Below are 14834 nucleotides of genomic sequence, written 5' to 3' on the forward strand. Positions count from 1 at the left end.
GTGGCTGGCGTAGCCGCGTGCGGGCGGCTCTCCCAGTCGCAGGACGAGTTCGTCGCGGTGCGGGTTGACGAGGCTGACTGCCGTTCCAGCTCTTGTTTTGCGTGAGTCGCCTACCGGCGTCAGCAAGTGTTCGGCCGGTTTTCCACCTTCGGTCAGACGGGTGGGGGAGTCACGTCGGCGCCGGGGGAGTCGCCATCGTCGGCGACGCCCTGGACGGCGTGGCCGCCGAACTGGTTGCGGAGGGCGGCGACGACGCGCATGGCGGGGGAGTCGTCCTGGCGGGACGCGAAGCGGGCGAACAGTGACGCGGTGATCGCGGGCAGCGGGACGGCGTGCTCGACCGCGGCCTGGACCGTCCAGCGGCCCTCTCCGGAGTCGGCGGCGTAGCCGCGCAGGTCGTCCAACTCGGGGTCGGCGGCGAGGGCGCGGTTCATCAGGTCGAGCAGCCAGGAGCGGATGACCGTGCCCTCCTGCCAGCTCAGGAACGTCTCCGGCACCCGGGTGACGAGATCGCTGGCCTCGATCAGCTCGTAGCCCTCGCCGAACGCCTGCATCATCGCGTACTCGATGCCGTTGTGGACCATCTTCACGAAGTGCCCGGCGCCGATCTTGCCGGAGTGGACGAAGCCGTACTCCCCCTCCGGCTTCAGCGTCTCGAAGATCGGCATCAGCCGTTTCACCTGGTCGTCGTCGCCGCCGACCATCAGCGCGTAGCCGTTCTCCAGACCCCAGACGCCGCCGCTCACACCGCAGTCGACGAACCCGATCCCCTTCGCGGCGAGCTGCTCGCCGTGCTTCTGGTCGTCCACATAGTGTGAATTGCCGCCGTCCACGACGAGGTCACCGGGCTGGAGCAGTTCCCCCAGCCTGTGGATGGTGTCCTCGGTGGGTCTGCCCGCGGGCACCATCACCCACACGGCCCGCGGCGGGGACAGCCGTTCGACCAGCTCCTCCAGCGAACCGACGTCGCTGACGTCCGGATCACGGTCGTAGCCGATGACCGTGTGACCGCCGCGGCGTAGCCGCTCGGCCATGTTGCCGCCCATCTTGCCCAGGCCGATGATCCCAAGCTCCATCAAAACTCTCCCTGTGGATAACTGCACGTCGCAGATCTCCGCGCGTGCGGGCCGTGCGGGCGGCTCCCCCGCGGACACGTTCGTCCGCGGGTGCGGCCCCGGGAGCGCTCGCGGGTGCGGGTTTTCGGGGGCGGTCGCCGCTGGGGCCACGCGGGCCCGGAGCCCGCGCGCGTCGCCGTCCTGTGGGGGTGCATGCCCTGAGGTGAGCCTTTCATCCGGCTTGTCCGACGGCTCCTACCGCGTCACCGCGAACGAAAGGCTCACCGCCCCTAGCCGGACAGCCGCACCGGCATGATCAGGTACCGGTAGTTCGGGTTCTCGCCGTCCTGCGGGGGCTTGCCGGTGAGGACGGCCGGTTTCGTCGGTGTGGTGAACGACAGCCGTGCGACGTCCGAGCCGATCGCGGAGAGCCCGTCGAGCAGGAACGCGGGGTTGAAGGCGATGTCGATGTCCTCGCCCTCCAGCGTCGCCTCCAGGGCCTCCACGGCCTGTGCCTCGTCCCCGGTTCCGGCCTCCAGGACGACCTCGCCCTGGCTGAACGACAGCCGCACGGGGGTGTTGCGCTCGGCGACGAGGGAGACGCGCTTCACGGCCTCGATGAACGGCGCCGTCTGGATGTCGGCGAGGCCCGCGTACTCGCTCGGCAGCAGCGACCTGTACTTGACGAAGTCGCCGTCCAGGAGGCGGGACGTGGTCCGTCGGCCGCCGCCCTCGAAACCGATCATGCCTTCGCCGGTGCCGCCCGTCCCACCGAGCGCGATCGACACCTCGGCGCCCGCCGTCAGCGACTTGGCGGTGTCGGCGAGCGTCTTGGCCGGGACGAGCGCGACGGCGGAGAAGTCCGGGCGCTCGGGCTTCCAGTGCAGCTCACGGACGGCCAGACGGTAGCGGTCCGTGGACGCCAGCGTCACGGTCTCGCCCTCGATCTCCACCCGGACGCCGGTCAGCATGGGGATCGTGTCGTCCTTGCCCGCGGCGATCGCGACCTGTCCGACGGCCGCGGCGAACTCGTCGCTGCCCACGGATCCGGCGGCCGGGGGCATCTCCGGCAGGGTCGGGTAGTCCTCCACAGGCATGGTGAGGAGTGTGAACTTCGCGCTGCCGCAGCGGAGCATCACCTTCGCGCCGTCCGTCGTCACCTCCACAGGGTGGGGAGGAAGGCTGCGCGAGATCTCGGCGAGGAGGCGTCCGGACACCAGGGCCGTGCCCGCCTCCTCCACGTCGATGTCCGTGGACACCTGCGCGGAGACCTCGTAGTCGAACGCGGACAGCTTCAGCCGGTCGCTGTTCTCCTCGCCACCGGCGACGATGTGCATGCCCGCGAGGACCGGCACCGGCGGGCGTACGGGGAGTGTGCGCGCGGTCCAGGCCACGGCGTCGGCGAGGGCGTCTCTGTCGATGCGGAACTTCAAGGGGACCCGCCTCCTGTAGGTGTCGGACAAGGCTGAGGTGATCCTGGCACGTCCGGGGCGCTCGGGTCGGGTTGTCCCCAGGCCCTGACTTGAGATGGATCTTTTCCTTGGTAGAGAAGTAGTGCAGTACCAGTAATAGGGGCTGTGGATACTGTGGACAAACGGCGTTCGCCCAGGTGGTACCGCGTTTCTTTGTCCACTGGGGCTGTGCATGGGCGGTGGACGGCGCGACGGCGCCTGGGGACGACGAAATCGTCCCCACACGTCATCCTCAAGCTATCCCCCGGTTTTCCACGAGTTCTCCACGGGTATGCCGTCTGTTTCGGCGGCTTGTGGACACTGGGCGGATGACCACGTGGTCGGCCCGCCCGGCCGTCCCCAGCCCTTCCCCAGGTTGTCCACCGGTCATCCACCGGTTTTCCCCAGGGCGCCGGGTGCCCGGGCACGGTAATCCACATCCGTCCACTGTTCATCCTCAGGTTTTCCAGGGGTTGCCCACCGGGTTATCCACGAAAATCCCCAGAGTTTTCCACAACTTGTGAGTAGCGACCGGGCGTCTTGGGCGAAGCGCGTCTTTTGCCGGATCCGTCCGGGCGGACGGGTGTGGACAAGTCGATCCGAGGCTGTCCACAGGCCTGTGGGCCGGTCTGTCCACAGTGTGCACAACGGCGAACGATCAGCGTTTGCGGGCCTGGTGCTTGATGCGTCCGGTCAGCTCCGTGACCTGGTTGTAGATGGCGCGTCGCTCGGCCATCAGCGACCGGATCTTGCGTTCGGCGTGCATGACCGTGGTGTGGTCGCGGCCGCCGAACTGCTGCCCGATCTTGGGAAGCGACAGGTCCGTCAGCTCACGGCACAGGTACATCGCGATCTGCCGGGCGGTGACCAGCATCCGGGAGCGGGACGGCCCGCACAGGTCGTCGATCGTCGTGCCGAAGTACTCCACGGTCTGCGCCATGATCATCGCGGCGGTGATCTCGGGCCCGGAGTCGTTCGGGATGAGGTCCTTCAGGACGATCTCGGCGAGCTTCATGTCGACCGACTGCCGGTTCAGGCTCGCGAACGCCGTCACCCGGATCAGCGCGCCCTCCAGCTCGCGGATGTTCGTCGCGATCTGGGAGGCGATGAACTCCAGCACGTCCGGCGGCGCGGCGAGGCCCTCCTGGCGCGCCTTCTTCTGCAGGATCGCGATGCGCGTCTCCAGCTCGGGCGGCTGGACGTCGGTCGTGAGCCCCCACTCGAACCGGTTGCGCAGCCGGTCCTCCAGCGTCACCAGCTCCTTGGGCGGACGGTCGCTGGAGATCACGATCTGCTTGCTGGCGTTGTGGAGGGTGTTGAAGGTGTGGAAGAACTCCTCCTGCGTCTGTTCCTTGCCCTCCAGGAACTGGATGTCGTCGACGAGGAGGATGTCCACATCCCGGTAGCGGCGGCGGAACCCGTCGGCCTTTCCGTCGCGGATCGAGTTGATGAAGTCGTTCGTGAACTCTTCAGAACTCACATAACGGACACGCGCGCCATTGAAGAGGCTTTGCGCGTAATGCCCGATTGCGTGGAGAAGGTGGGTCTTGCCGAGACCGGAGTCGCCGTAGACGAACAGTGGGTTGTACGCCTTGGCCGGTTGCTCGGCGACGGCGACGGCGGCCGCGTGCGCGAACCGGTTCGACGAGCCGATGACGAACGTCTCGAACGTGTACTTGGGATTGAGGCGTGCGTGCTCGGACGCCCCCGAGCCCGCGCTCCCGCCGGATCCGGGCGCCGAGGCGGCCGGAGCGCCCGGCCCGCCTCCTGGCCCTGGCCCGCCGGGCCCGCCTGGCCCTGGCCCGCCGGGGCCCGTGGGGCCGCTGGCGCCGGGGGGGCGGGCGTCGGAGCCCTCCTCGTCCCGGAACCCGCCCTCGCCGCGGTACGGCTCCTCACCGCGGTACGGATCGCCGCCACCGCCGTACTGCTCGGAGCCGCCGCCGTACTGGTCCGTCCCCGGGAAGGGCTGCTCTCCGCCGGTGAACGGGGGCTCCCCGGCCTGGAGGGTGTCTTCCGCGTGGCCGAGCGACGGATCAGACCCGCCGTGCTGGGGTTCGCGACCCTGTTGTTCTCCGCGACCACCCGGACGCATCGGCCCGAGTGTGCGGTCGTTCAGATGCGAGTGCGGGGGACGTCCCGGCGGCTCGCCACCGAAGCCCTCCTGCGCGCCGTAGCCCGGATAGCCCTGCGGGCCCCGACCTTCGTACGACGACGGCCCCGGGCCCCGCCCACCCGGACCACCATAAGGGGACGAGTACGACTCGCGCTCGTCATCCTGAGCCTGTGGATAACCTCCGGGGCCGCCGCCGGGGCTGTGGGTAACTCCCTGCTGCGGCCGATACCCAGCGTCGCCGTACGGCTGCTCCATGTACGGACGATCCGACCGTTCGCCGTAGGGCTGCTCCGTGTACGGCCGTTCCCGGTCGCGATCGTCGCGCGACGAGTCCGAGTAGGAGTCGCCATAAGAAGAAGGTGCGGGATCGTGCATTCCGAGCCCGCCTCCGGGGCCCGGACCCGGGAGCGGCGCCGTCAGCGGCTCACCCGCTCCCGCCCGCGGCGCCCCGCCGGGCGGCTCCGGCTGGACGGTCACCGCGACCCGGATCTCCCTGCCCAGTTCACGGGAAAGGGCCTGCGTAATGAGGTTGCGCAGCCGCGTTTCCAGCGCGTCCTTGGCGAAGTCGTTCGGCGCCGCGAGGAGGGCCGTCCCCTCCACGAGCGCCAGCGGTCGGACCATCGGAAGCCATGCGCGGTAACTGGGCGACAGATCGCTCTCGGACAGGGCGGTGAGGGTGCGGGCCCAGACTGATCCGAGATCCTGACCGTCCATGCGCAAGGTCCCCTCCCCCTCCGTCCGACGGAGCCTGACTGGCTGGCTCTCCCACGGGACACGTCCGGCCTCACAGAGCACGGCCGCGACGCGGAAGACTTACTCTCTCACGAGTTGTCCACAGAGTTGTCCACATGCTGTGCATAAGCATGAGGCGCCCTGTGTAAAACCCGGCACGCGGGTCCTGTGAACAGGGTCGGGAGTCTCCGGCCTTCGCGCGGCCGGTACGGGGTGTGGTTCTGGAACGGGGGCTTGAGTGGGCAGAGTGCCCGAGGGGGTCGACGGACGTCGGTTCGCCCGGATGACCCTAACCGCTGCGGCCCCCGCCCGCAACACGATCACGACCCCTCCGACGTGTCTGATCATGGTCTGTCCGGGGTCGGCGGCGGGCGCTCCGGTTTGACCGTGTGCGCCGCAGCCCGTAACGTTCTGAGGTCGAGTCGCATCGACGGGGATGACGCGTGCCCGCCGACAGCCCCTCCAGACAGGCTCGGGTGGGCCCCCGCTGCGGGGGACCGGACGCGGCCCTCGATGCGAACTATCGAGCCTTATTGCCGACCAACCGACCGCAGCACTGGAGCCTCAAGTGAGCAAGCGTACTTTCCAGCCGAACAACCGTCGTCGCCACAAGAAGCACGGCTTCCGGCTGCGCATGCGCACACGCGCCGGCCGCGCGATCCTGTCCAACCGGCGCGGCAAGGGCCGCGCTCGTATCGCGGTCTGATCCACCGCTCACTGTGCTGCCGTCCGGAAACCGGATGCGGCGGCGGGACGACTTCACGTTGGCCGTCCGGCGCGGTCGCCGCGCCGGACGGCCAAACGTCGTGGTTCACCTGCTTCACCCGGACCAGGCTCCCGATGCGGCCACCGCGCCGCTGGTCGGGTTCATCGTGGCGCGCACCGTGGGGAACGCGGTCGTCCGCAACACCACACGGCGGCGGCTGCGCCATCTGATGCGCTCGCACCTGGACCGGCTCCCAGCGGGTAGCCTGCTCGTAGTACGCGCCACCCCCTCCGCGGGAACGGCGCGTCCCGACGAACTGGCCGCGGATCTGGAGTCGGCGCTCGACCGACTGCTGCGGCCCGCGTCCAAGGGGCGGAGATGAGGAGTCAGGGGATGACGTTCCCCTCGGATCACCCGGCGGGTCCCCCGGGCCCCGTCGCGGGCCTGCTGATCCTTCTCGTCCGCGCCTACCGCCGCTTCTTGAGTCCCCTGCTCGGGCAGCAGTGCCGATTCCAGCCCAGCTGCAGCGCCTACGGCCTGGAGGCCCTCCAGGTGCACGGCGCGTTGCGCGGCACGTGGCTGACGGCCCGCCGAATCGCGCGGTGCCACCCCTTCCATCCCGGGGGTCACGACCCGGTGCCGCCGAAGAAGTCGTCCAGGACGCACTTCTCCGGGGGGCCTGAGGGGACGACCCCCCAGGCGCGATCCGCGGCGGCTTCCTCGAACTCCGGCCGCCAAGAGAGCGGCCCCGCCCTAGCAGAGCCCAAGGAGCTGCCCGGTGCTTGATTGGTTGTACGAGATCGTCGCTCAGCTCATCGCGTGGATCCACACGGGGCTGAGCACCGTCCTCCCCGAGGACAGTGGCTGGGCCTGGGGCGGCACGATCATTCTGCTGACCGTCCTGCTGCGGCTCGTGATGGTTCCGCTGTTCGTGAAGCAGATCCACGCTTCGCGGAAGATGCAGGAGCTGAACCCCAAGGTCCAGGCGCTGCGTAAGAAGTACAAGAACGACAAGCAGCGCCTCAACCAGGAGGTCATGAAGCTCTACCAGGAGAACGGCGCCAACCCGCTCTCGGGCTGCCTGCCGCTCCTGGTGCAGATGCCCGTCTTCATCGGCCTCTTCCAGACGCTGAAGAAGATCTCGGACGCCAAGGAGGGCGAGTCCGTCTTCGCCCTTTCCGCCGAGTTGGTGCAGAGCGCCCAGAAGGCCAGCATCTTCGGCGCCCACATCCCCGACACCTTCCTCAACGCCTGGGGCGACGACCCCAAGAGTTGGACGGCCATCGTCGTCACCGGCCTCGCCGTGATCATCAGCTCCTGCACCACGTTCTTCACCGTCCGGGCGAGCATCAAGCGCCAGCCCATCACCGACGACGCCAACCCGATGATGCAGGCGCAGAAGATGATGGTCTTCCTCGCGCCGCTGTTCGGCCTCTTCGGCCTCGGTTTCCCGCTGGGCGTCCTGATGTACTGGGTCACGTCCAACACCTGGACGCTGGCGCAGCAGCACTACATCTACAAGAAGTACCCGCCGCTCGGTAAGGACGGCGAGCCCGCGCCGACCGCCACCGGCAAGACGGGTCCGAAGACCTCCGCCAAGGGCGCCGGGTCCAAGAACGGGCAGCCTCCGGCCGGAACCAAGTCCAAGCTGCGGAAAGACGCCGAGCCCGTGCCCGAGCCGGACGAGAAGCCGAAGGTCGTCCGCAACCAGCCGACCCGCAAGCCGCGCAGCAAGCGCAGCGGCACCCAGAAGCGCTAGTTTGAACCCCGAGTACGTGCCGGAGAAGGAGAACCCCGTTGAGTCAGACCGACACCACCGAGGTCGACGTCCAGGCGCTCGAGCAGGAAGGCGAGATCGCCGCCGACTACATCGAGGGCCTGCTGGACATCGGTGACTACGACGGCGACATCGACATGGACGTCGAGGGCGAACGCGCGATCGTCGCCGTCGTCGGCGGTTCCCTGGACGAACTGGTCGGCAAGCGCGGCGAGGTCCTGGAGGCCCTGCAGGAACTCACCCGCCTGGCCGTGCACCGCCAGACGGGCAACCGCACCCGGCTCATGCTCGACATCGGCGGCTACCGCGAACGCCGCCGCGCCGAACTCACCAAACTGGGCACGGACGTCGCGGACGAGGTCAAGCAGGCCGGCGAGCCGAAGCCGCTGGCGCCCATGACCCCCTTCGAACGCAAGATCGTCCACGATGCGGTGGCCGCCGCGGGCCTGCGCAGCGAATCCGAAGGCGAAGAACCGGACCGCTACGTCGTCGTCTACCCCGCCTGACTTACCCGCTCCATCTAACCGGCCCCGGCGCCCCAGGCCCGGGGCCGTTTTGCATCGTCACCACCATCCAGGAACCCGCCCGCTCCCAACCCCCAAGGCAGGACCGCACCCGCGCAGAGCCCTGCGCCCACAACCAACCCACCCCAACGCCAGCCCTCGACAGCTACAACCCCCTCAGCGATGGGTCAGCTCGCGAGTAATGCCAAGGCGCACGGGCATCCGCAGGGTCGTGCCGTTCATGTGGTCTTTGGAGGTGGTCCCTCCAGGCGAGACAGAGCAGCGGGGCAGCGCGGGACCTCGGTATGGGCGGCTTCCCGGCGGTGTTTCGCCGGTTGGTCAGACCGCGGTCGTTCTCAGGAATGCCGTGGCGCGCAGGGCGTCCGCAGGAATCGCATTGTTCATGTGGTTGCTTTCGAAGTCGGGTGCCGACGAGACTGAGCGGCGCAGCAGCGCGGAGTCCTCGGTATGAACAGTTTGCTGGTAGCGCTTCGCTGGTTGGTCAGGAGTGCGGTCGACGAACCGGCGCCGGTGGCACCGAGACGCGCTGGGAATCCGCAGTACGCGTACGTTCGTGGACGCCGTCAAGGCAAACCGCCGGAAGGCCGGGACTTCGGCGAGTCCGTCGCCGGTGACACCCCGCTGTGTGGCTGGAAGGTTGTCCTCGCTCGCAAGCTGCGGATGTCGGGTTTGTGTGGGCCATCGACTCTCCCATCGGAGAAGGAGTCCGCGCATCAGCGCGGGATCCTCGACGGGGTCGACCTCTCGACGAGGTCTCAGATATTGGGCAGAGTGCGGTTGAGGAGTTGGAGCAACTCTTCCCAGTGGCGTCGATGTCCGGAGGGGTCGAAGACGTCGGTGTCGGACATGGTGAACCCATGGCGGGTGCCGGAGTAGGTATCGATGGTGTAGTCGACGCCTGCGGCGTCCAATGATCGGTTGAGTTCGCTGATGGCATCGGACGACAGGTCGCCCTCGGCGAGGCCGAGATGAACCTGGGCGGTGAGCGTGGTGGCGAGGCGGTGCGGGCTGTCGGGCGCGTCGGTGACCAGGGCGCCCGGGTGGAATCCGGCGACGGCGGCCACCTGTTCGGGGTGGGCCGCCCCGGTGCGCAACGCGAGGACCGCGCCGACGCAGTAGCCGACCACGGCGACCGGTCCGGCGCCGACCTCGGGTCGTGTGGCCAGGAATCTGAGATAGGCGTCGGCGTCGCGCAAGATCCGCTCGGGAGTGTGCTCCTTGATCCAAGGCATTATCTGGGCGATGAGCGCGGGCCGGACATCGTCGCCGAGGTGTTCGGGAAGCTCGACCACCGGTGCCGGGCCATGCCGGTAGAAGATGTTGGGGACGAGCACGTAATACCCGTACTCGGCCAGTTCGCGAGCTTTGCCTTCGAGTTCGGGCCGAAGACCGAAGGCATCGGTGTACAGCAGCACGCCCGGGTGCGGCCTTCCATCGTCGGGAAAGGCGACGAAAGCGTCGGCCTGACCGTCCGCGGTAAGTATCCGCAAGGTTTCGCTGGGCATGAGGTCCCCTGTCATGGTCGAGCTTGTGACCAGCACGGCAAGTGTGAAGCCCGCACCGTAGCAAGGGCCTCCGCGTACGGACCCGCCCCGGTTCGTACGGCACTCGGCAGAGCACCAGGTCACCAAGCCCTATACAGCGGGCGACTTCTCTAATCGGCGGTCGGTCACGGCTGCGCCACCCTGCCCGAGGACGCCGCCGACGTCCAGGCGTCCACAATTGCGGACGTGCAACCTCCCGGGTAGTCATCGCCCTACAGTTGACCAGCGAAAGAGCCCACATGCCTTAGGTGGCGCCCCTAGCACCGTCAGCTGGTACTCCCCTCACCAGGAGCGTCTGACGCTGCCAAAGCCTTGGCGCTCCTGCTCCGGGCGCGAGACCACGGGCGGCCAGATGTTCGCCATCACCAGAACATGAAGGCGGCGGGCCGATCGCGACACCGCCGTCGGCGTTCGGCCGGACGTGCCGCGCCGACAACTCCGCGAGCCGCGTCACAGGATCGCCGGCCGCACTGCTCGTCGACGACGACCAGGTACGGACCGTCCACCAGAACCTGACTCTTGTGCCTCCGCGGCTTGCGAAGCGCCGACCCGGGTGACCTGCTCGATGGGCGTCCATGGAAGTTGGTGCAGCGGGACGCGGGATACAGGGGAGGGCCCCGCGTCGTGGGACGCGGGGCCCGGGGGCTCGGTGTGACCGCCGCCCAAGACACACCGAGCGGGATCGGATCTGGTGTCCGGGTCAGCGGGTCGTTCGGCGCCACCTGCGGCGCTGGGTGACAGGTGTTTGGACGATGGACGTCGTGTTCTCCGCGGCAGGGTCCTGCGCGTGCGCCGGGTCCTGGGCGTATGCCGGGTCCTGCGCGAGGTGGCCGGTTCGGTCGCCCGCGTCCGCCGGGTGATCGATCACACGTTCGACTCGTTCGGCGGGACGTCCGACCGGCGCCGGGTCCTCGATGATGTGCTCCTCGCGGACTATTGTTCCGGGCTCGTCCCCGTAGGCGGGGTCGGCGCCGACGACACGACCGACACGGCGCCGGGGGCGCGTGTACTTGAGGGTGAAGGCCATGCTGATCAGCCCAACCAGGATGAGGATCCAGCCGACCAGGTGAATGTCAATGCCGCTGAGATCGACGCGAAGGGCGAACGCGAGGATCGCACCAAGGGCGATGAATGCGAGACTGACTCCGATTCCCATCTGTCGGAGCTCCTTCCGGGGGCTAGGGGGGCGACACAGCGGGCCCTATACCCGACAGGTGCGGGATATGCCACAGGTGATGTGGTTCTTGCCCTGGCGTGAGGGTCCCGGCGCGTGCGCTCCGGTTCGCCGGGACGTTTCGCGTGCACGCTGCCCGGTGCTTTTGTGGAACGATTCGTCGGGTGGGGATTGGACGTGAGGTGGTCTTCGGTGATGCGCTCCCGGTCGCGGAACGCTATGCGGCGTTCCTTGAGACGGCCGGGGTCGAGCGCGGGCTCATCGGGCCACGGGAGACCGATCGCCTCTGGGAACGCCACCTGATCAACTGCGCGGTGGTGGCGGACGTGATCCCGCCGGACGCGCGGGTCGTGGACGTCGGTTCCGGGGCGGGCCTTCCGGGGATCGTCCTGGGGATCGTCCGGCCCGATCTGCGGATCACTCTGCTGGAGCCGCTGCTGAGGCGCACCACCTTCCTGACCGAATGCATCGAAATGCTCGATCTGCACAATGTTGAGGTGCGGCGAGGACGGGCCGAGGACATGGTCGGGGAGATCACGGTCGACGTCGCCACGGCACGCGCTGTCGCACCGCTCAAGCGCCTGGTGACATGGGCGCTTCCGTTGCTGCGGCCGGGCGGAGAACTGCTCGCGCTCAAGGGGGAACGGGCCGCGGTCGAACTGGAGGAGGCGGAGACCGTCCTGAAGCGTTTCGGTGTGCGGAGCACGGAACTGCTTCAAGTCGGGCGCGGTATGGTCGATTCGCCGACAACGCTCGTCCGTGTCGTCGCCGGCCAGGGCGAGGTCGTCGGGCGACGACAGCGCGCGCCCCGGCGTGCTAAAGGGTCGAGGAAGAGGTCTTCATGAGCACGGGACCAGGGCTTGGCAGGCCTGACCGCGCCGACGAATCCCCCGACGAACAGCCGTCCGGGCCGGGTGAGGAAGCCGCTCGTACGGCCGTGCCCGCCGGGACGCGGGGGGAGGCGGCTCCGGAAACGTCACCGGCGTCCGCGCCCTCCGGACACGCGATGTGGAGCACCACGACGTCCGGAACCGCGGAGAACGTCGGACTTGTACCGACGAACGCCGGTGGCGCTCGGCCGCCGGCTCCGCGCAAAGGATCAAATCAGGGGGAGTCAGAACTCGTGCGCGAGGCGCTCAAGGACGCCAAGGTTTCACGTGAAACAACGGCCACGGCGGTGAAGACGGCTTCGAGCCGCAGGGACAGGGAATGGCCGCGGCCCGACCACTGCCGTGTGATCACCATCGCCAACCAGAAAGGCGGCGTGGGGAAGACCACCAGTTCGGTGAACCTGGCCGCGTCGCTCGCGATGCACGGCGCCCAGGTGCTCGTGGTCGACCTCGACCCCCAGGGCAACGCGTCCACCGCGCTCGGTGTCGAGCACCACGCGGAGGTCCCGTCGATCTACGAGGTGCTGATCGAGGACATGCCGCTGGACGACATCGTCGTCCCGGCCCCGGAGATCCCCAACCTGTACTGCGCGCCCGCGACGCTCAACCTCGCCGGGGCAGAGATCGAACTCGTCTCCAAGGTGGCGCGGGAGTCGCGGCTGCGGCGGGCGCTGGACGCATATGACACCAACAAGTTCGACTACGTCCTGATCGACTGCCCGCCGTCCCTCGGGCTGCTGACCGTGAACGCCCTCGTCGGCGGGGACGAACTGCTCATCCCCATCCAGTGCGAGTACTACGCACTGGAGGGTCTCGGGCAGCTGATCCGGACCGTCGATCTCGTCAAGGCGCACCTCAACCAGAAACTGCGGGTGTCCACGATCCTGCTCACGATGTACGACGCCCGGACGCGTCTTGCCGCGCAGGTGGCCGAGGACGTCCGGAGCCATTTCGGTGACGTCGTCCTCAACACGGTCATTCCCCGCAGCGTCCGGGTGTCCGAGGCTCCGAGCTACGGGCAGTCCGTGATGACCTACGATCCCGGTTCGAGCGGCGCGCTCGCCTACAGCGAAGCCGCCTCCGAAATGGCCCATGGAGGAGCCGTCCAGTGAGCCAGCAGCGACGCGGTCTCGGCAGGGGACTCGGCGCCCTCATCCCCACCGCCCCGGTCCCACCGCCGTCCGGCGACCCGGACGGCGTGCGCGAGCCGGGCCTGCCGGGCGGGACGAACGGCATCGGCGTGTCCGACCCGGCTCTGGAGCCGGTGGCGGGCGCCCATTTCGCGGAGCTTCCCGTCCGCTCCATCACCGCCAACCCGCGTCAGCCCCGCACCCACTTCGACGACGCGGCCCTGGAAGAACTCGCCGAGTCCATCCGCATCGTCGGGCTCCTCCAGCCGGTCGTGGTTCGCCGGTCCCCCTCGGGTGAGACCGACTACGAGCTGATCATGGGTGAGCGTCGCCTCCGGGCGGCCACCCAGGCCGGACTGGCCGTCATCCCGGCCATCATCCGTGACACCGGCGACGACGACCTGCTCCGTGACGCACTCATGGAGAACCTCCACCGCCAGCAGCTCAACCCGCTGGAGGAGGCGGCCGCCTACCAGCAACTGCTGCAGGACTTCGGCGCCACGCACGAGCAACTCGCCGGACGCATCGGCCGGTCGCGCCCGCACATCACCAACACGCTCCGGCTCCTGAACCTGCCCCCGACCGTGCAACGCCGCGTCGCCGCCGGGGTCCTGTCCGCCGGACACGCCCGCGCCCTGCTGTCGCTCGACAGCATCGAGGCCCAGGAGCATCTGGCGCTGCGGATCGTCCAGGAGGGCCTCTCCGTCCGCGCGGTCGAAGAGATCATCGCCCTCCGCGAGGTCGACGAACCGAAGTCGCCCCGCCCGGCCCGCCGCAAGAAGCCCGTCGCCCCCGGCCTCCAGGAACTCGCCGACCGCCTCTCCGACCGCTACGAGACCAAGGTCCGTGTCGACATGGGCCGCAACAAGGGCAAGATCGTGGTCGAGTTCGCCACGCTGGAGGACCTGGACCGCATCATCAAGTCCATGGCCCCCGACGACAACGGCATCGAAACCTGACCCTCCTCCCCTTCGGACACCCCGGCAGCCCACCCGAGCCGCCGGGGCACCCCACACCGCACCCGGCCACCGCAGCATTCACTGCCGCGATGCTCCACCCGGCTACGCGTCATCGTCCTCGACAAAGCATTCGTCAAAGCCGACAGCGCCCACACTCCTCAGCCCCTGTCCACACTGAGGCTCCTCGACTTCCATCCGATCGTCGGCACTCCTCACGAGAAGGCAACCGCGCCTAACCAACAGCGACGTCGACGCCCCATCCGCATGCGCATCCACCCGACGACGACGGAAGCGCTACAACTAGGGGCCGCACAGCTCCACGGTCTGGCAGAGCAAGCCGTCTTCGGGCAGCGAACGGCGCACCCCACATGCCCTGCCCACCAACTGAACCTTCGGTTCCTGAACCTCTCTCACTCCTCTGCCCATGGGCAAACAAGGCACGACCGTGACGCGTCGTTGAGAGACGAACCGCATCATGTCCCCCGATACACCGCTGATCGAGCGGCAGACGAAGCCCCGCTCGTCCCACTGCCAAGCGGGCGGGCACCATGGCACTCCTCCCAACAAAACGCCGGTCGGACGCCCGCTGACGGAACCGAGCAGTGTTGGGCGGGACGTCCGTGGGGGTGCTGGGAAGCAATGCTGCTCGGCCACTCGCACCAGGAAGGGCCGCTGGAAACCAGCGAATCGACGACGGCGGTCGTACACCCGTGCTGCGCACGACGTGGCGAGTTGTGTTCGCGTCGAAGAGGTCTTCGTCCAACTTGGCGCCTCGCCCC

13 protein-coding genes are annotated in these 14834 nt (G+C 68.5%); 8 read left to right on the forward strand and 5 right to left on the reverse strand.

The genetic code is table 11. The features are described from left to right. Positions 1-152: 152 nt before the first annotated feature. From gnd to dnaA, 3 genes are all read right to left on the reverse strand, one after another. The gene (gene gnd, locus BZB76_RS03555; protein WP_121432823.1) at positions 153-1076 is read right to left on the reverse strand and encodes a phosphogluconate dehydrogenase (NAD(+)-dependent, decarboxylating); all 924 of its coding nucleotides are present in this window, start codon (positions 1074-1076) and stop codon (positions 153-155) included. 269 nt (positions 1077-1345) lie between these two features. Continuing rightward, positions 1346-2488 (reverse strand): DNA polymerase III subunit beta, encoded by a 1143-nt coding sequence (gene dnaN, locus BZB76_RS03560; RefSeq protein ID WP_117397417.1) that lies wholly within the window; start codon positions 2486-2488, stop codon positions 1346-1348. Positions 2489-3164: 676 nt separating this feature from the next. After that, complete coding sequence (gene dnaA / locus BZB76_RS03565; protein ID WP_121432824.1) at positions 3165-5333, reverse strand: chromosomal replication initiator protein DnaA; 2169 nt, start codon at positions 5331-5333, stop codon at positions 3165-3167. Positions 5334-5919: 586 nt separating this feature from the next. Between dnaA and rpmH the strand changes: the two genes are divergently transcribed. The 5 genes from rpmH to BZB76_RS03590 are packed head-to-tail and all read left to right on the forward strand — an operon-like array spanning position 5920 to position 8340. Beyond that, entirely contained in the window at positions 5920-6057 is a 138-nt protein-coding gene (rpmH, locus tag BZB76_RS03570) for a 50S ribosomal protein L34 (RefSeq protein ID WP_117397415.1), read from the forward strand. A gap of 13 nt (positions 6058-6070) precedes the next feature. Further along, positions 6071-6439 carry a ribonuclease P protein component gene (rnpA, locus tag BZB76_RS03575; RefSeq protein WP_121432825.1) on the forward strand — a complete coding sequence of 123 codons (369 nt, stop codon included), beginning with the start codon at positions 6071-6073 and terminating at the stop codon, positions 6437-6439. A gap of 11 nt (positions 6440-6450) precedes the next feature. Then, positions 6451-6843: a membrane protein insertion efficiency factor YidD gene (gene yidD / locus BZB76_RS03580; protein WP_121432826.1), complete on the forward strand. Its 393-nt coding sequence runs from the start codon at positions 6451-6453 to the stop codon at positions 6841-6843. Then, on the forward strand, positions 6836-7816 hold the full coding sequence (yidC, locus tag BZB76_RS03585; RefSeq protein WP_121432827.1) for a membrane protein insertase YidC: 981 nt from the start codon (positions 6836-6838) through the stop codon (positions 7814-7816). The genes yidD and yidC overlap by 8 nt, the downstream gene beginning before the upstream one ends. A 38-nt stretch (positions 7817-7854) precedes the next feature. After that, positions 7855-8340, forward strand: a complete 486-nt coding sequence (locus tag BZB76_RS03590) for a Jag family protein (protein WP_067905405.1) — start codon at positions 7855-7857, stop codon at positions 8338-8340. A 773-nt stretch (positions 8341-9113) separates the two neighbouring features. Here the strand turns inward: BZB76_RS03590 and BZB76_RS03595 are convergent. Next, positions 9114-9863 carry a dienelactone hydrolase family protein gene (locus BZB76_RS03595; protein ID WP_121432828.1) on the reverse strand — a complete coding sequence of 250 codons (750 nt, stop codon included), beginning with the start codon at positions 9861-9863 and terminating at the stop codon, positions 9114-9116. 739 nt (positions 9864-10602) lie between these two features. Further along, on the reverse strand, positions 10603-11058 hold the full coding sequence (locus BZB76_RS03600) for a DUF6458 family protein (protein ID WP_121432829.1): 456 nt from the start codon (positions 11056-11058) through the stop codon (positions 10603-10605). Positions 11059-11231: 173 nt separating this feature from the next. On the opposite strand from BZB76_RS03600, the gene rsmG reads away from it, so the two are divergent. From rsmG to BZB76_RS03615, 3 genes are all read left to right on the forward strand, one after another. Further along, on the forward strand, positions 11232-11921 hold the full coding sequence (rsmG, locus tag BZB76_RS03605) for a 16S rRNA (guanine(527)-N(7))-methyltransferase RsmG (RefSeq protein WP_420534760.1): 690 nt from the start codon (positions 11232-11234) through the stop codon (positions 11919-11921). Positions 11922-12199: 278 nt separating this feature from the next. Continuing rightward, positions 12200-13078, forward strand: a complete 879-nt coding sequence (locus tag BZB76_RS03610) for a ParA family protein (RefSeq protein WP_121432831.1) — start codon at positions 12200-12202, stop codon at positions 13076-13078. Then, entirely contained in the window at positions 13075-14055 is a 981-nt protein-coding gene (locus BZB76_RS03615; protein WP_121432832.1) for a ParB/RepB/Spo0J family partition protein, read from the forward strand. The genes BZB76_RS03610 and BZB76_RS03615 overlap by 4 nt, the downstream gene beginning before the upstream one ends. The last annotated feature ends 779 nt before the right edge of the window (positions 14056-14834 follow it).

This window comes from Actinomadura pelletieri DSM 43383, assembly GCF_003634705.1.
Classification (GTDB): Bacteria; Actinomycetota; Actinomycetes; order Streptosporangiales; family Streptosporangiaceae; genus Spirillospora; species Spirillospora pelletieri.